The following is a 17261-nucleotide window of genomic DNA, read 5'->3' as shown; positions in this document are numbered from 1 at the left end:
TTGCAATAAAATAAATTTGTGATAAACTAAATAAGAATTTTACTATTTAGGAAGTTGATGAAATGGAAAAAATAATAAAGGTACTTAGAGAAAATGGTTATAAAATTACACCACAAAGGCGTGCGGTTATTTTAGCATTATTAAAATGTGATAAATTTCTAACTGTGCAGCAGATTCTAGACTTTGTAAAGCAATCTAATCCAGATGTTAGCCTAGACACAGTATATCGCAATTTGGATATATTTGTTCAGTTAGGGTTGGTACATGAGATTCATACAAATAATAGAGAGGGAAATGTTTTTGAATTGATGATCTCAGGTCATCATCATCATTTGGTTTGTTTAAAATGTGGTGAGATGGAATGCATGGAAAATTGCCCTGTCAATGATAGATATTTTGAAGAAGCGGAGAAAAAAGGATTTGCAGTAAAAAGGCATATCTTTGAAGTGTATGGTTACTGTAAAAATTGTAAAGAGTTTAAAGAGTAATTTAGGAGGATTTAAGGTGTTAAGAAAGTTTTTTCATCATCATACAGGAAAAGCGGACGATAAGTGCAATAAATTATGCTGTACGAAAATAGATGGTTTTTCTGTTACGTTTGGGAAAAATGATGTTTTTCATGATGTGAATATTCATATTCATTGCGGGGAGTTAACCGCTTTAATTGGACCGAATGGTGCAGGTAAAAGTACTTTACTAAAAGCTATTTTAGGTGAGATTGATCATCAAGGGAATCTCTATTATTTTGATGCTAAAGGAAAACATACCGGAAATCCAGTGATTGGCTATGTTCCACAATATTTGAATTTCGATTTAAGTACCCCTACGAGTGTATTGGACTTGTTTAGAGTGTCATTAAGCAATCGACCAGCTTGGTTTCAAAGTAAAGCGAAAGAACGGGAAAGTGTATTACATACATTGAAAAAGGTAAAAGCAGAACATTTAATAGATAGGCGATTAGGCGCACTTTCTGGAGGAGAATTGCAACGGGTGTTATTAGCTTTGGCACTTAACCCACTGCCTGACTTACTCTTATTAGATGAGCCTGTATCGGGTGTAGACCAAAATGGATTAGAAATATTTTATGAAATTGTTTCGGAGTTGAGAAAAAGTCATGATTTAGCAATTATTTTAATTTCTCATGATTTTAATTTAGTAGCAAAACATGCAGATAGAGTCGTGTTATTAGATAAGACAGTAGTTTGCAATGGAGTACCTAAAGAGGTATTTAGGGATGCACGGACACATAAGATTTTTGGGATGTTAGTAAATCATGGAGAACGGGGGGAATAAAATGGAGTTCATTTATCAAGTTATCGATATGGCTTTGCCTTTTGAATGGCTGTCTTATACTTTTATGAAAAATGCTTTTCTAGCAATAATTTTGATTACTCCCCTATTTGGCTTATTAGGAACGATGGTTGTCAGCAATCGGATGGCTTTTTTTTCTGACTCATTAGGGCATGGTGCATTTACTGGCGTTGCGATAGGTGCACTCCTTGGAAGTATAGAGCCACTTTTATCAATTGTTCTTTTCTCCGTTCTTTTTGCAGGGATTATTACTTATATTAAGGGAAAGAGCAGTGCATCGACGGATACGATTATTGGTGTTTTTTCTTCAACAGCGATTGCTATTGGGCTTATGCTTATGTCATATGGAGGAAGTTTTAATAAATTTTCTTCCTATTTGATTGGAGATTTATTGAGTATTTCAGATAGTGACTTAGTTGTCCTTTTTTTCGTTTTTATTGCAGTACTCATTGTTTGGATGATTATATTTAATAAATTGCTTTTAATCAGTATTAATACATCGCTTGCATCAAGCAGAGGTATTCATACTATGGCTATTGAAATGATTTTTGCGGCTATGTTAGCAATAGTCGTTGCAATTAGCATTCAATGGGTAGGCTTATTGATTATTAATTCGATGCTTGTCCTGCCTGCAGCGGCTGCTAGAAATATTACGAATAGCGTTCAGAGTTACCACTGCATATCTATTACATTTGCTTTGCTATCAGGTATCTTTGGACTTGTTGCTTCATATTATTTTAATACAGCTACAGGGGCAACCATTGTCTTAATTTCTTCAATACTATTTTTTGTTACTTTAGTGATGAAACCTTACGCTGTGAAATGATAAAAATCTTAGATGAAGATTGGCTTTTATATGGGGTGACGTTGTGTTCGATGAAGAATCGTTAAATGATTTGGAGGAAATTTTTGTCTATGTAGATTTACTCAGTGCGATTATAGCTGTTATGGTATATTATGACCAAAGAAGAGTGGATAAAGAAGCAGAAGAAAAAGTAGCTCGAGAGGGAGTTATGCTACAGAATGAAATAAATGATATAAAATCTCGAATTGATGGTTTAGAGGAAAAAATGGATGTATTGATTGAAAATTTATTAAAAAATAATAAAAATATTGACAAGAGGATTAATCAATGATAATATATAAAAGCTAACTGATGCGGGAGTGGCGGAATTGGCAGACGCACCAGACTTAGGATCTGGCGCCTTTGGCGTGGGGGTTCAAGTCCCTTCTCCCGCACCATTTATTAAATTAAATAATTAGCTTTAAATAATAATCAATTCTAGCTCGGAGTATTCCGAGCTTTTTTATTTGCCTAGAAAATGTATTGAGATTTATAGTAGAAATAATTGAAGAAAAACTAAAATAAAGAAATAATTTATCTAATTTTTTTATAATATGTAAAAAATATTTACTTTAAATGAAAATATGCTGATTTTTGTAAGATTTTATAGTAAAATAGAAAATAAAATGGTAGTAGGACAAAAGGCTGAGATACGAAAGAGAGTAGAGTTCTATGCTGAAAAATCAATTTGATGAGACAAGTTTAGAAAGACAAACTTTAGATGATGTAAGAGTAGAATATCTTGACCAGTCTGAGTTGAATCAAAAATCTGTTGCTAATGTATGTAATTTAGCAGATGGTGTAGCATTGCTTATTGCATTTATATCCTCTGCTTGTAACATGTCAAAAGTAGGGGCGTTTATAAAGGCATGTTTACCAGTTAATACAAAATTTATGATGATTTCTACAGCGGGAGAACTCTGCCATTTTGAAGGGAAAAATTCTATTTATCCGCCAAATCAAATTGGCAGAAAGAAAATAGTTTTGCAGGCATTTTCAAATAGAATGATTAACGATTGCCAAATTTTCACTATAGATTTACCGAATGATGACTTATTAAAAAATGAGAGCATAATGACGCCTAAAGAAAGAACTGACATTATTGTAGAAAAGTTAAAAAATCAGAATGTTAGTATGGCAATTAATGCGCAAGATACGGTTGCACTTGCCTATATAGATGGAATGGCAAAATGTGAAACGTTTGTTATGCAAGCTGTATACGATAGTCAAAAGTTTCCTTGTATTTTCGTTGGAGGATCATCGGGAAATGATGAAGCCTTGGGAAGTGCGTACTTGTATAATGGGGAACGAGTAATAGAAAATCATCTAATGGTTTGCCTGCTAAAAATAAACTCGGGATATAAATTTGGTGTGTTTAAAAGTCAGGGATTTTGTCGCACTGGGAATTCCTTTATTATTGCGGATGCAAATCCTTCACTGAGATATGTTTCAAAAGTTTTGGATGAGCAGGGACGCTTTGTAGATTTTATTGATGCGCTAAAGTTCAAATTTTCTTGTAAAACAGTAGAAGAGTTAGAAAAGATTATTTATAATTACAGTTTTGCAATAGATGTCAATGGAGAGATTTTTGCGCGAACAATTTTAAAAATTGACGAGACACAAAATAGAGTTTATTTTTATTGTGATATTGGCATTGGAGAAAAACTTTTAGTTATTCATCGGGCATCTTTTTTAGAGACATTACAATGCGATTGGGATGCTTTTATGAAGAACAAACCAAAACCTTTTGCCGGAATATTGAATGATTGTATTACTAGGCGAGTAGTCAATAGTGAAGAACTTCATAAAATGAATCTTTTTAAAGATATTACAATTGGAGGATTTTCATGCTTTGGTGAGTTTATGGGGATTCCGTTAAATGATACTTTAACGTCGGTTTTCTTTTTTAGAGTGGATAAAAATGCTTCATATGAAGATAAATATTATGATTATTTCCCTATTTATTACGCGGAATTTAAAGGGTACTTTCTATTAAGACGCTTGAAGCAAATGCAGATTGTTAATGATTTAGAAAAGAAAGTCCTTGAAATTTTAAATGAATATCGTCGAGCTAAAAACGGTGAAAAGGGCGAACCGAATAAAAATCAAATGAATATTGATATGATTTTTTCTTCATTAATCACGGATTTTAATTATGATAAAGTATTGGAAAAACAGTATCAAGATAATCGAAAAGTAATTCTTGATACGTTCGGTAAAGCTTCAGATGAAGGGAAAAAAGTGAGTTATGGCGAGATCGGAACGCTGATTTCTTATATGCAAATGGCATTAGATAAATTATCTTCTCAACGAAAGCGGTTAGAAGAGAAAGTGCAGATTATGGAAGAATCTATGTCGAGATATACAAAAGATGAGTTGACGGATGTATATACAAGAAGATCAGGTTACGAGATTATTCATCAATTATTAAACAACCCTATAAGTCAAGAGGCGATATTAACCTTTGCTTTTATTGATTTAGATAATTTAAAAATTGCAAATGATTATTATGGGCATGAAGAAGGCGATGAATATTTACGCACAGTTGTTGGTCTCTTAAAGGAAAAAGCTCAGCCACAGGATATTATTTGTAGATACGGTGGAGATGAATTTATTATTGTTTTTTCTAACCTTAGAGAGAAAAAAGTTATAACTTTATTAGAGCGCATTAATAAAAATTTGAATTCTTTAAATAAAACAGCAAAAGATGGTTACCGACGATCTTTTGCTTTTGGCGTTTTAGAATATACCTATAGAAATGAACTGACTTTCGATGAAATTATGCAAATTTTAGATGCAAGAATGTATCAACATAAAAGTAGAAACAAAATCTTGAATAAAAAGAAAATGCATAGAGTATGATAGGGATAATATAAAAACTTATTAAAAAATTTTTATCCGATGGCTAATGGGCGGTTGGTTTCAGTAGAAGATAAAACTACTACAGAAAGCATTTGGTTTGTAAAGTAAATTAATTTTACTCGACTTACTGCTTTATATATGGTATAATATTATTCGTTATGATTTGCGCCTGTAGCTCAGTGGATAGAGCGCTGCCCTCCGGAGGCAGGTGCGTAGGTTCGATTCCTACCAGGCGCACCAGTTGATTTTTATTGGCTCCATGGTATTTTATATCATGGAGCTTTTTGTTATTATTAACTTTTTAATGGTATGGATTTATTCTCATTTATTATTCTTAAAGAAACTAGATTTGACTAATTTGTTTTTTTAAGATAAAGTAATTCTATTATCAGAGAATTTTTGTCTATTGGAGGTAATCGTTATGCAGTTATGGTGCACAGAAAATCAAACTGAATATCTTGGTTTAACAACAAGGGTAAAAGAAACCCTTTTTACTGGAAAATCTGAGTTTCAGGATGTTGCAGTAGTAGATTCATATCAATTTGGCAGAATGCTTGTTTTAGATGGAGTTTTTCAAACGAGTATTGCAGAAGAATTTGTTTATCATGAGATGATTGCGCATGTTCCGCTTTACATGCATCCTAATCCTAAACGCGTTTTGGTCATTGGCGGTGGTGATGGCGGAGCTGTACGTGAAGTTGTACGCCACGATAGTGTAGAAAAAGTTGAAATGGTGGAAATTGACGGTATGGTAGTTGAAGCTGCTAAGAAGTATTTGCCGGAAATCAGCGTGGCAATGCGTGAAAACCATCCTAAGCTAGAGTTGAAAATTGGTGATGGAATTGCTCATATGGCGGCTGCAGAAAATGCGTATGATGTAATTATTGTAGACTGTTCTGATCCAATTGGCCCAGGGGAAGGGCTATTCACAAAAGAATTTTATAAGAATGTACATAAAGCACTCAAAGAGGATGGTTTATTTGTCCAGCAGACAGAATCGCCTTTTTATCATCAAGAATTAATTAAAAAAATTACGAAAGATGTAAAAGGCATTTTCCCGATTCATGATATGTATTTAGCATATATTCCTATTTATCCAGGTGGAATGCATTGTTTTACTATTGGTTCTAAAAAGCATAAACCAATGGATACAGATTTAACGAATCGTCAAAAATTAGAAACCCGTTATCACACAGCAGCAATACAAAAAGCATGTTTCGCATTGCCTCAATTTGTACAAGAGTTAATTAAATAAGGATAAAAACGGCTGTCTTAAGATAAAAATTTAAGACAGCCATAAATTTATCCTTATAATATAATTAAATTGAGTTACTCCTAAAATATTCTGTAATAAAAATCAGAATTTATCTGACTGTATCTTTAAAAAATTAAAGATATAATATAAATGGAAAATTTTATTTATAATTATATAGGGGATGATAAGAGATGCAGAGAAGCAAGGTAATGAGACGTATGGTGATTGCAGGTCTAACAGCTGCCGTGATTGGGTTAGGTGGAAGTTTTGTCAGTCAACAGCAAGCTTATGCAAAAGCAAGTTTTGATGTATTTGATTTTGAGCCACATCGTGGTGGACGTGATGCGCGTCCAGAGAATACGTTATACTCTTATGCATATGCAATGGAAATGGGAGCTACATCAATTGAATGTGATATGCAATTGACAAAAGATAATCGTATTGTGATGAGTCATAATCCAATTTTAAATCACAAGATCACAAGAGATAAAAATGGAAATTATGTGGAAGATGGAAAATACGATATTCGATTAATGACATTAGATGAAATTAGAAAATTTGATGTGGGCGTTATGGATCCTAATTGTGGAGAGTACTATGAAGGGCATGGGAAGACTCAGATAACAGTACCAGGTGCACAGATACCGACGTTAGATGAATTGTTTGAATTAATTCAGGAATATGGAGACAAAAAAGTTATTGTCAATGCAGAAACAAAATCTTATCCTGACCCATTATCTGGGGATGCTTATAAAAATAGTGTAGATCCTGTTCGTTTTGTAAAGGCATTTAATGATGTTGTTAAAAAATATGGTATGGAAGATCGCGTTTTATTACAGTCGTTTGACTGGAGAACTTTAATCGAAATGAAAAAATTGAATCCGAATATTTCCTTGGTGGCTTTGTGGCAGGAGCAGCCTTCTTGGGGTCCCGATGCAGTATCACTAAGAGCATATCAGAAAGGAAAATCGCCTTGGCTTGGTGGATTGGATATTGATGATTATCAAGGCAATCCAATTTTAGCGGCAAAAGCAATTGGCGTAGATATTGTATCACCTTATTATCCGGAAATTTCTAAGCAAGATGTGGATTTGGCACACGAGCTTGGAATGAAGGTAGTTCCTTGGACAGTAAACAGTGTAACTGATATCAATATGATGATTGATATGGGTGTGGATGGTATGATTTCAGATAAGCCTTGGGTTTTACGCAGTGTATTAGAAAAACGTGGAATTAAATTGCATGAACCAATGATAAATCCTAATAGTAAATATCATACGGGCGTAGATTATGTAGACGTAAAAACGAAAAAAATGGCTGGCGGTGGGGATTCCGCAGAATAAACAATAAATAACGCTTTAGACAGGTTCGGGAGAACCTGTCTATTTATATATTAAATTGATTTTAAGCAAGAATTTAATTTGATATATAAATAGATAATTTTTCAATCTCATAGTTTGGGGAAATTTTTGCATGTTAGATATAGTTTTGATAAAATTAATAAAAAAATAGAGGGGAGGTAAATCATATTGATTTATGCTTTAAAAAATATAGCTGCTTTTTTATTACCACCGGGTATTTTTATTCTTCTTTTCTTTTTCGTAAGTATTTTAATTTGGCGAACGAATCGGTTTTGGTCAAAAATTTTGATGGGAATTACATTATTTTTTTATATTTTTTCTACTTCCTATGTTAGTTCTTATTTAGTTCATTCTTTAGAAAGTCGATATACGGTTCCAGAAACGATTCATGGGGATGTTATCATTATGCTGGGCGGAGGTGCTACAGCGGAAACTCCGGATATTGATGGAGAGGGAAACTTATCTGGCAGTGCAGCAAATCGTTTATTGATGGCAGCGAGGTTACAACATCAACTAAAGATTCCGATTGTTGTGTCTGGTGGAAAGGTTTTTTCTGATTCAGGCAGAGAGGCTTTAGTTGCAAAGAGAATGCTAATGGGGATTGGTGTCGCAGAAGAAAAAATCATCATTGAAGACAATAGTTTAAATACGCGGCAGAATGCGCAATTGGTACACGAAATTATGAAGCAAAATGGATATGAAAAAGCAATCTTAGTTACATCTGCATTTCATATGGAGCGTTCTATGATGAATTTTAAGAAAGAAGGCATTGATGCTTTGCCCGTTCCAACGGATTATTTAGTAAGTGGTAAAAATGACTTTTATGTAAATAAAATGGTTCCATCAAGTTTCGCTTTACAAACTTCCTGTATATTTTTTCATGAATGGTTAGGAATATTAGGTGGAAGGGTAATGAAATGAAAGAAATCCATATGTATGGAAGTGATGCATACATATGGATTTCCTTTTACTTATTGATGAGTTTTGCAATATTTTTCAAGTTGATAGAGACGGTACCATTTTGATTATTGATAAATTCAACGTAGTCTTGATTTTCAAAGTATTCAACAGGGATAATTAATTCAATACCTGTGTCAGTTTTAATTCTGTGCGTTTTTGTTTTTTTGATGGCAAATTCACGATCAAGATTCACTTGAGAGCTGATTCCAGCAGTTCGAATCTCTTTAATATATTCCTCTTGCAGCATAGGGGAGGAGGCAAAGACTTGCCTACCTAATGTTTCGGGATTTACAGATTCAGAGTATTCAATATTATCTACAATGTAGTTTTTAGTTTTTACTATGGCGTCGACGCTATTCTGCCCATGATCTTCAGCTATTTTTTTGGCAATTGTCTGCATTGCTTTTAATGAGTCTTTACTTGATAGTTGAAAGTTACATTGCAAAATATAGTCAGAAAGAAGAAATGCAGCATCACCATCGATAGAGTATTTTTTATCTGTAAATTTAATTTCTAATGTTTCAGCATTAATAAATGCACATTCATCAATTTTTTGTGATAACATGGGCATAATCGCGTAATGGTTGATAATATCATTTTTAACACCACCATCATCTTGCATGACTTGATGAACAAAGCCCATACGATTATTGCATTTTAATAAAGCGATATAACGGACAGTATCTACATCAATGTCACAGATTAAAAGATCGGTAGATTCAGGATTTTCGACCCGTTGAATCATTGTATAAGCATAATTGGCGAGTGCTTTAGAAAAATCAACAAAAGGAAGTTCCTCATTTAAATAACTACTAAGGGAAGATTTAAATGGACTGGTTTCATAAAAATTACCTGTTTTAAGATTAGTGTCGGTAAATGATTTTTCTAAGTGTTTTAGCAAGAATGTTTCTACACTATTTTCTATGGCTAATTCTTTATCAGAAAAAACAGTTACACCTGAATTGAAATCAAATATATGTAATATAGAATGATTAATAATAATCATCGAAATACCTCTTTCTTTATGTAAAGTAAAAGTTTTGACTGGAAATAAGCGAAGAGCAAGTATTATTTCCAGTCAGAAACGTTTGGAATGCTATTTTAAATTTTCAGGATTGAGTCCTTGAAGTTCTGGTATGGTGAAGAGTCCATCTTTTCTGATTAATACATCATCAAAATAGATTTCACCACCGCCATATTCAGAAGTTTGAATACAAACTAAATCCCAATGAATGGAGGAGGAGTTTCCATTATTCGCTTCTTTATAAGCCATACCTGGGGTAAAATGAAAACTTCCGGAAATTTTTTCATCAAATAAAGTATCTTTCATCGGCTTTGTGATATATGGGTTTACACCAAGTGCGAATTCACCGATAAAACGAGATCCGTCATCAGTATCAAATACCTTATTGATTTGCTCTGTATGATTTGCTGTTGCATTTACAATTTTTCCGTTTTTGAATTCTAAAGAAATATTTTCGTAAGATACCCCCTGATAAACGGCAGGTGTATTATAGGATAGTTTTCCGTTTACAGAAGTCTTAACTGGTGCGGTATAAACTTCACCATCGGGAATATTGCGGAGACCGCAACATTTTACTGCGGGAATATCTTTGATCGAAAAAGTCAAATCGGTATTAGGACCCACGATTTTTACTTTGTCTGTATGATTCATTAGCTGAATAAGTGGTGTCATTGATTCAGCCATTCTTGCATAATCGAGGTTACATACGTTGAAATAGAAATCTTCAAACTGTTCACTGCTCATATTAGCAAGTTGTGCCATTGCACCATTAGGGTAGCGCATAACGCACCATTTCGTATGAGGAACACGGATATTACTGTGGACTGGATGTTGCCAATACTGCTGATATAAACTCATTTTTTCACTTGGTACATCGGAGAGTTCACTGACATTTTGACTTGCGCGTATACCGAGATAGGCATTCATGTCACGCATACGTATAGATTCATAAGAGGCGATAAAGTCGAGTTGCTCTCTGCTTGCACCTAGCAATAGTTCTCTTTGTAAGACATTGCTTTTGACGGTTAGGAAAGGAAGTGCACCTACTTTGTATACTTCTTTAATCAATGCTTTTGCAAGTGGATGTGCATCGTCGAATACTTCAATGAGGATTTTTTCACCTTTTTGCAATCTTGTTGAGTAGTGAATTAATTGATGAGCCAATTTTTCTATTCTTGGATCCATGAAATAAAGACTCCTTTAGATGTTATTTAGCGTTTAAAGCTAGTATTAGATAGAATTCGGAAAAAAATTTATAAAACCTGCAAAAAAAATAAAAAAAGTACTTGCATTATTTAAAATAATCCGCTATAATAATAAATGTTCCTTCCTTGATAGCTCAGTTGGTAGAGCAATCGGCTGTTAACCGATCGGTCGTAGGTTCGAGTCCTACTCAAGGAGCCATGGCGCGTTGGTCAAGTGGTTAAGACACCGCCCTTTCACGGCGGCTTCACGGGTTCGAATCCCGTACGCGTCACCAATTTTATATGGGCGATTAGCTCAGCTGGGAGAGCGCCTGCCTTACAAGCAGGATGTCAGCAGTTCGATCCTGTTATCGCCCACCATACTAAGAAATATTACCCTCATCTTTGATGAGGGTTTTGTTTTTATATAGTTTAGAAATTAAAGAAGGTGAAACAAAGTGACCGTTTTAAAACGATATTGTTTGTTTATATGTGGAATTTTCTTTATGGCATTAGGCATTGCTTTAATTATTCAAAGTTTCTTGGGAACATCGCCGATTTCAAGTGTACCTTATATCTTAAGCTTTCGTTATCCGATTACTTTAGGTGGTTTTACATTCATTGTTAATATGCTTTTTATTATAGGGCAAATATTTATTTTACGACGGCAGTTTCAGTACATTCAATTTTTGCAGATTCCAATGACGCTAATTTTTAGTTGTTTTATAGATCTGGCGATGCTTTTATTTTCTCTGATACAGCCAGAAAATTACTTATTTAAATTATTATTATTGTTTATTGGCTGCGCTTTGTTGGGATTAGGAGTCACGTTGCAGGTAATTGGCAATGTAGTTATGATGTCAGGCGAAGGCTTAGTAAATGCGATTGCAATGCAGTGGAAGTTTAATTTTGGTTATACAAAAATCGCTTTTGATGTTTCACTTGTAATTATAGCGCTTACGTTATCTTTGATTTACTTTGGCGAAATTCGTGGTATTCGGGAAGGTACGGTGATTTCCGCTTTTTTGGTAGGTAGCATGGTAAGAGTTTATTTACCGAGGCTTAGTTATCCTGATGAACATGGCAATTTAATTTTTTGTTTGCCATTTTTCAAAAAAAGATTAAATGTAAAATAAATTCTAAATTGCATAGAATAAAAGCAAGCCTTTTGTTTTTTCTACTTACGGTATATAATAATTACATTGTAAAAGACGGAAAGAGGGATAAATACATGGATAGAAATTCGCAATGTTGGTGTGGAAGTGGGAAAAAATACAAAAAATGTCACTTGGAATTTGATGAAAAGATAATGAGTATAAAACTGGATTTTTATAAAGGTCAAATTCGCCCACCTCATACAATTATAAAGACACCAACCGATATTGAAGGAATAAAAAAAAGTGCGGTCATTAATGATGCAGCATTAGATTTAGTTGCAGAGCATATGAAAGTTGGCGTTGATACAGAGATGCTAAACCAATTGGCTCATGAATATATTGTTTCACAAGGAGGCATTCCGGCTTGCTTAAATTATGAAGGATATCCAAAGAGTATTTGTGTTTCAATTAATGATGTTGTATGTCACGGAATTCCATCTAAAGATACAATTTTAAAAGATGGTGATATTGTCAACGTGGATATCACAACGATTTACAATGGATATTATGCGGATGCATCGAGAATGTTTATGATTGGCAATGTAAGTGAAGAGGCTGAAAAATTGGTTCGTGTAGCACGTGAATGTATGATAAAAGGAATTGAAGCTATTCGTCCATGGGGATTTTTGGGAGATATTGGTGCAGCTGTACAATTACATGCGCATGCGCATGGTTATTCAGTAGTAACGGATTTAGGAGGACATGGAATTGGAAAGAAATTCCACGAAGAACCATTTGTACCTCATGTTGGTGAAGCTGGAACAGGAATGCTTCTTGTCCCAGGTATGGTATTAACGGTTGAACCAATGATTAATACAGGAAAATATGCTGTTTATATAGATAAAAATGATGATTGGACTGTTTATACAAAAGATCACTCGCTATCTGCACAGTGGGAACACACTGTTTTAATTACTGATGATGGTGTAGAAATTTTAGCAAAATAAATCATTTTAAAAATTATTGAAATATCTTTAAAAATTATGTTGACAATCTATTTGTTTATATATATAATATTACAAGTAAAGCACGTGACTCTGTAGCTCAGTTGGATTAGAGTATTTGACTACGAATCAAAGGGTCGCAGGTTCGAGTCCTGCCAGGGTCACCATTTATTTATAAAGAAGTTGACATAAAGTTATTGCTTTGTTATAATAAATGACGGTTTACAGCAGTTTTTATGGTGGCTATGGTGAAGCGGTTAACACGCCGGATTGTGGCTCCGGTATTCGTGGGTTCGAGACCCACTAGTCACCCCATAAAATACTGGGGCATAGCCAAGTTGGTAAGGCACGGGACTTTGACTCCCGCATGCGTTGGTTCGAGTCCAGCTGCCCCAGCCATTTTGATCCACTAGCTCAGTCGGTAGAGCACCTGACTTTTAATCAGGGTGTCCCGCGTTCGAGTCGCGGGTGGATCACCATTTATGAGATAGAAGTCCTTTAACACATAGGTTAGAGGGCTTTTTGTTATTTTATTATCATAAAGGAATTTGAAATGGAAAAGAAAAAAGGAATTTTAATTACAAGTTTTGGATCTGCAAATTTAAACGCACATTCATTATTGAATGATTTTGTTAAACAAGTAGAATTGAATTTTTCAGATGCAGTTGTCAAAAACGCTTTTACTTCAGTATTTATTTCTAAAAACCTTAACAACAAAGGAATTACTGTTAAAAGTGTTCAGGAATGTTTAGAAGACTTTGCACAAGCAGGTATTTTAGATGTTGTTATACAGCCAACAAATTTGGCGACAGGAAAAGAGTATGAAGAGAAAATTGTTAAAGTTGCAGAAAAAATGAGGCAGATTTTTAATAGTTTAAAAATTGGAAAACCATTAATGTATGTTGGAACTGCAAGCGAAAATGAAGTGAATTATACTTTATTAGCCCGTGCACTACAAAAGCAGTTTAAGAATTTCGATGATTGTGAATTTGTTTTCATGGGGCATGGTGTAAAAAATCGGTGCTTACAAGAATATAAATTATTGCAATCAACATTTAATAAAATCAAGCTTCCTGTATTTATTGGGTTAATGGAGGAATGTTTTAGTCTTGAGCATATAGTAGAGCGTTTGGCGGTAAAGTCTAAAGGCAGGAGAATTATTCTCATGCCATTATTATTTATTGCGGGTGGACATGTAGAACAGGAATTGCTGACTGATGATAAAAGTTCATGGAAAAATAGATTAAAACAGGCGGGGTATGAGGTGGAAGTTTATCCGCATGGAATTTGTGAAAATAAAGAGGTACAAGAGATTTACATAGGAAAAATTAAGAAATTGTTATAGTCTTTATTGACAGTGGTATTCATTAATGGTATTATTGGACACGAATCGATTCAATTGTAAAATTAAATAAAAGAAACAGGTGTCCGCAAGGACTTAATAGGGAAGTTGGTTGAATGCCAACGCGGTCCCGCCACTGTAATAGGGAGCAAACTCAAAAATGTCACTGGAAATAATTCTGGGAAGGCTGAGTGAGCGATGAACTAGAGCCAGGAGAACTGCCTGTTTAACATCACCGTTATACCTACGAGCGATAGGGAGGGGGATTCGTCAGTCTTATATTTATTACTGAATATGATGAACCTTTTCTATGCGAAGTAGAAAAGGTTTTTATTTTTCTAAAGATGAAAATATGGGAGGATTTTATGAAAACTTTATTATGTGGAGTAATGGCAGTTGTTTTTTCTGTTTCAGCGGTATTTATGACGGGAGCTTCTGTTGCACAGGCAAATAGTAAAAAAGCTTTAGTTGTTGTAAGTTTTGGTACTACTTTTGAGGAAGCTAGACAAAATGATATTGAAGGGATTGAAAATGCATTAAAGAAGGCTTTCCCTGATCGTGAGTTTAGAAGAGCGTTTACATCTAAAATAGTAATGAAACGTATGTTAGAAAACCAAGGAATTAAAGTAAATGATTTAGAAACAACATTAAAAGAATTAAAAGCAGAAGGCTATGAAGATATTTTAATTCAGCCAACGCATTTGATTCATGGAGAAGAATACGAAGGAAAAGTTTTAGGAACAGTTAGCAAATTTGAAAAGGAGTTTGCTAAAGTTTCCGTGGGAAAACCTTTGATGACTGACGAAAAAGATTATGCAATTGTGGCTACTGCTTTAGCAACACAATTCCCAGCTTTAGAAAAAGATGAAGCTGTCATTTTCATGGGGCATGGCTCGCCGCGTGATAATAACAAGTCATTTGGCAACACTTATAAAACATTACAAGCTGCATTTGATGCTGAAAAAATGTCTGTTTTAATTGGTGTTGTTGAAGAAGTTGACCATCCAAATTTTGAAGACATGTATGCGATGTTTAAAGAACGTGGATATAAATCTGCAGTATTTATGCCATTGATGGTAGTGTCTGGTGATCATGCCAATAATGATATGGCTGGTGATGAAGAAGATTCTTGGAAATCTATGATTGAAAAGGATGGTTATAAAACTAAAGTTCAATTTGGTGGAATTGGACGTAACGTGGCAATTCAAGCAATTTATGTAGAACATGCTCTTGAAGCTTTGAAATAATAAAATATTAAAATATATGAAAAGATATGCATTAAGGGTGCATATCTTTTCATATATTTAATCTAGTTAAAGACTTTAGTTATGAGACGAACTGTTGATAAAGTTCACTTATAAAAAATTTTTTCAAGTGTTAAATCCTTGGGATTTGTAAGATATTTAATAATTTCTACTAAAACGACAAGGAAAATCCACTTTTATATAGTATTTCTACTTATAGGGTATTTTTTGATACGTTTAATATGTATACAAAATACGAAGAAAGGTGGGGTTTTTATGAATGGAGAACCAGTAACAACAAATCCCTTTTTAATCATGTTAATTAACATGACCATTGTATTCGGTGTTTTATGGTTGCTTGGATGTATGATTAAGTTTATTCATTTTATTGATCCGACGAAGAAAAAAAACACGGAAAAAATTATTTCGACTGCACCTATGCAGCCAGCGACAGTTGTTGTTTCTGAAGATGATTTACCAGATAAATTACAGGAAAAAGAGTTGGTTGCAGTTATCACCACAGCAATTATGGCGTATGGGTATCGCGACGTGAGAATTACCTCGATAAAAGAGATACACGATTAACTCTATTAAAGTAAAAAGAATTATTTACAGGAGGTATAAATAAATGGAAGCATTTAGTATTGCGTTGCAGTCAGTTTGGGCGAATAGTGGATATGCCGGGTTTAGTATAGGCAATGGCATCATGATTTTAGTTGGTATTCTTTTATTGTATTTAGCATTTGGCAAAAAATTTGAGCCATTATTATTAGGTCCAATTGCATTTGGCTGTCTTTTAGCAAATATACCTAAGACTGGTTTTGATGTTGAGCCTGGTGTCATGCAGGCGATTTCTTACGGGATTCAATATGAAATTTTTCCACCGTTGATTTTCTTAGGTGTAGGTGCAATGACAGATTTTGGGCCGCTTCTTGCAAATCCCAAAATGTTATTACTAGGTGCAGCAGCACAATTTGGTGTTTTTGCGGCTTTAGCAAGTGCAATGTTCTTTGGGTTTACTGTACAAGAAGCATCTGCGATTGGGATTATTGGTGGGGCGGATGGTCCTACAGCAATTTATATGACAATTAAATTAGCACCTCATCTGTTAGGCGCAATTGCTGTCGCCGCATATTCATATATGTCGTTAGTCCCACTCATTCAGCCGCCAATTATGAAACTTTTAACAACAGAAAAAGAACGTGCGGTGGAGATGGGACAATTACGTGAAGTAACTAAATTTGAACGTATTGCATTTCCTGTAGTATCTACGATTGTAATTAGTTTATTATTACCACCAATTACTTCATTGATTGGTATGCTTATGCTTGGAAATTTATTTAGAGAATCTGGAGTAACAGACAGATTGTCAGATACAGCGCAGAATTCTTTAATTAATATTGTAACAATTTTCTTAGCGACAGGAACTGGACTTACGATGTCAGCAGAAAATTTCTTACATATACAAACAATAAAAATTATCGGGTTAGGTTTATTTGCTTTTGCAGTTGGTACAGCAGCTGGAGTTCTTTTAGGTAAAGTTATGTACTGGACAAGTGGAGGAAAAATTAATCCATTAGTTGGTGCAGCGGGCGTTTCAGCTGTTCCAATGGCAGCGCGAGTATGTCAAGTTGTTGGTCAAAAGGCGAATCCGTCCAATTATTTGTTAATGCATGCAATGGGGCCTAATGTTGCTGGTGTAATCGGCACTGCTGTTGCAGCAGGAACTATGTTGGCTATGTTCAAATAATGTGGTATGCTATAAGAGCATAT

The 17261-nt window shown here is 34.3% G+C and carries 16 protein-coding genes, 9 tRNA genes and 1 riboswitch; of the genes, 23 read left to right on the top strand and 2 right to left on the bottom strand.

Annotated features, from left to right (window positions below):
* Nucleotides 1-62 precede the first annotated feature (62 nt).
* From P3F81_RS08830 to P3F81_RS08785, 10 genes are all read left to right on the top strand, one after another.
* The gene (locus tag P3F81_RS08830; protein WP_147670505.1) at nt 63-488 is read left to right on the top strand and encodes a Fur family transcriptional regulator; all 426 of its coding nucleotides are present in this window, start codon (nt 63-65) and stop codon (nt 486-488) included.
* Between the two features lie 16 nt (nt 489-504).
* Complete coding sequence (locus P3F81_RS08825) at nt 505-1293, top strand: metal ABC transporter ATP-binding protein (protein WP_309320332.1); 789 nt, start codon at nt 505-507, stop codon at nt 1291-1293.
* Nucleotide 1294: 1 nt separating this feature from the next.
* On the top strand, nt 1295-2137 hold the full coding sequence (locus P3F81_RS08820; protein WP_147670507.1) for a metal ABC transporter permease: 843 nt from the start codon (nt 1295-1297) through the stop codon (nt 2135-2137).
* Nucleotides 2138-2180: 43 nt separating this feature from the next.
* Nucleotides 2181-2447 carry a hypothetical protein gene (locus tag P3F81_RS08815; protein ID WP_147670510.1) on the top strand — a complete coding sequence of 89 codons (267 nt, stop codon included), beginning with the start codon at nt 2181-2183 and terminating at the stop codon, nt 2445-2447.
* A 22-nt stretch (nt 2448-2469) separates the two neighbouring features.
* Nucleotides 2470-2553: transfer RNA gene (locus P3F81_RS08810), tRNA-Leu, on the top strand.
* Nucleotides 2554-2827: 274 nt separating this feature from the next.
* Nucleotides 2828-5017, top strand: a complete 2190-nt coding sequence (locus P3F81_RS08805; protein WP_147670512.1) for a sensor domain-containing diguanylate cyclase — start codon at nt 2828-2830, stop codon at nt 5015-5017.
* A 165-nt stretch (nt 5018-5182) separates the two neighbouring features.
* A tRNA-Arg gene (locus tag P3F81_RS08800) sits at nt 5183-5257 on the top strand.
* Nucleotides 5258-5438: 181 nt separating this feature from the next.
* A complete protein-coding gene (gene speE / locus P3F81_RS08795; protein ID WP_147670514.1) occupies nt 5439-6272 on the top strand; it encodes a polyamine aminopropyltransferase in 834 nt (277 codons plus the stop codon).
* Between the two features lie 191 nt (nt 6273-6463).
* Nucleotides 6464-7615, top strand: a complete 1152-nt coding sequence (locus P3F81_RS08790) for a glycerophosphodiester phosphodiesterase (RefSeq protein ID WP_147670517.1) — start codon at nt 6464-6466, stop codon at nt 7613-7615.
* A gap of 186 nt (nt 7616-7801) precedes the next feature.
* The gene (locus P3F81_RS08785; protein WP_147670519.1) at nt 7802-8554 is read left to right on the top strand and encodes a YdcF family protein; all 753 of its coding nucleotides are present in this window, start codon (nt 7802-7804) and stop codon (nt 8552-8554) included.
* A 46-nt stretch (nt 8555-8600) separates the two neighbouring features.
* On the opposite strand, the gene P3F81_RS08780 is transcribed toward P3F81_RS08785, so the two are convergent.
* Both P3F81_RS08780 and P3F81_RS08775 read right to left on the bottom strand, forming a co-directional pair.
* Nucleotides 8601-9599 carry a nucleoid-associated protein gene (locus tag P3F81_RS08780; RefSeq protein ID WP_147670521.1) on the bottom strand — a complete coding sequence of 333 codons (999 nt, stop codon included), beginning with the start codon at nt 9597-9599 and terminating at the stop codon, nt 8601-8603.
* Nucleotides 9600-9689: 90 nt separating this feature from the next.
* The gene (locus P3F81_RS08775) at nt 9690-10802 is read right to left on the bottom strand and encodes an aminopeptidase (RefSeq protein ID WP_147670523.1); all 1113 of its coding nucleotides are present in this window, start codon (nt 10800-10802) and stop codon (nt 9690-9692) included.
* Nucleotides 10803-10945: 143 nt separating this feature from the next.
* Between P3F81_RS08775 and P3F81_RS08770 the strand changes: the two genes are divergently transcribed.
* The 13 genes from P3F81_RS08770 (at nt 10946) to P3F81_RS08710 (ending at nt 17238) form a co-directional block, all read left to right on the top strand.
* Nucleotides 10946-11021, top strand: a tRNA-Asn gene (locus tag P3F81_RS08770).
* Nucleotide 11022: 1 nt separating this feature from the next.
* A tRNA-Glu gene (locus tag P3F81_RS08765) sits at nt 11023-11097 on the top strand.
* Nucleotides 11098-11106: 9 nt separating this feature from the next.
* Nucleotides 11107-11182 (top strand) — tRNA-Val (locus tag P3F81_RS08760).
* A 77-nt stretch (nt 11183-11259) separates the two neighbouring features.
* Nucleotides 11260-11937, top strand: a complete 678-nt coding sequence (locus tag P3F81_RS08755; RefSeq protein WP_147670525.1) for a YczE/YyaS/YitT family protein — start codon at nt 11260-11262, stop codon at nt 11935-11937.
* A gap of 95 nt (nt 11938-12032) precedes the next feature.
* Complete coding sequence (gene map / locus P3F81_RS08750) at nt 12033-12905, top strand: type I methionyl aminopeptidase (RefSeq protein WP_147670527.1); 873 nt, start codon at nt 12033-12035, stop codon at nt 12903-12905.
* An 86-nt stretch (nt 12906-12991) separates the two neighbouring features.
* Nucleotides 12992-13069 (top strand) — tRNA-Arg (locus P3F81_RS08745).
* Between the two features lie 72 nt (nt 13070-13141).
* Nucleotides 13142-13217, top strand: a tRNA-His gene (locus tag P3F81_RS08740).
* Between the two features lie 8 nt (nt 13218-13225).
* Nucleotides 13226-13301, top strand: a tRNA-Gln gene (locus P3F81_RS08735).
* A 4-nt stretch (nt 13302-13305) separates the two neighbouring features.
* A tRNA-Lys gene (locus P3F81_RS08730) sits at nt 13306-13381 on the top strand.
* A gap of 74 nt (nt 13382-13455) precedes the next feature.
* A complete protein-coding gene (locus P3F81_RS08725; RefSeq protein ID WP_147670529.1) occupies nt 13456-14247 on the top strand; it encodes a sirohydrochlorin cobaltochelatase in 792 nt (263 codons plus the stop codon).
* Nucleotides 14248-14307: 60 nt separating this feature from the next.
* Nucleotides 14308-14484, top strand: a riboswitch (cobalamin riboswitch).
* Between the two features lie 125 nt (nt 14485-14609).
* On the top strand, nt 14610-15491 hold the full coding sequence (locus tag P3F81_RS08720) for a sirohydrochlorin cobaltochelatase (protein WP_147670531.1): 882 nt from the start codon (nt 14610-14612) through the stop codon (nt 15489-15491).
* 273 nt (nt 15492-15764) lie between these two features.
* Complete coding sequence (locus P3F81_RS08715) at nt 15765-16073, top strand: OadG family protein (RefSeq protein WP_147670533.1); 309 nt, start codon at nt 15765-15767, stop codon at nt 16071-16073.
* A gap of 43 nt (nt 16074-16116) precedes the next feature.
* Nucleotides 16117-17238 (top strand): sodium ion-translocating decarboxylase subunit beta, encoded by a 1122-nt coding sequence (locus P3F81_RS08710; protein WP_147670535.1) that lies wholly within the window; start codon nt 16117-16119, stop codon nt 17236-17238.
* Nucleotides 17239-17261: the final 23 nt, after the last annotated feature.

The sequence above is a fragment of the Selenobaculum gibii genome (assembly GCF_030273445.1).
GTDB lineage: Bacteria > Bacillota > Negativicutes > ICN-92133 > ICN-92133 > Selenobaculum > Selenobaculum gibii.
The sequence above is the reverse complement of the archived record's forward strand: the minus strand, read 5'-3'. Positions and strand labels throughout refer to the sequence as shown.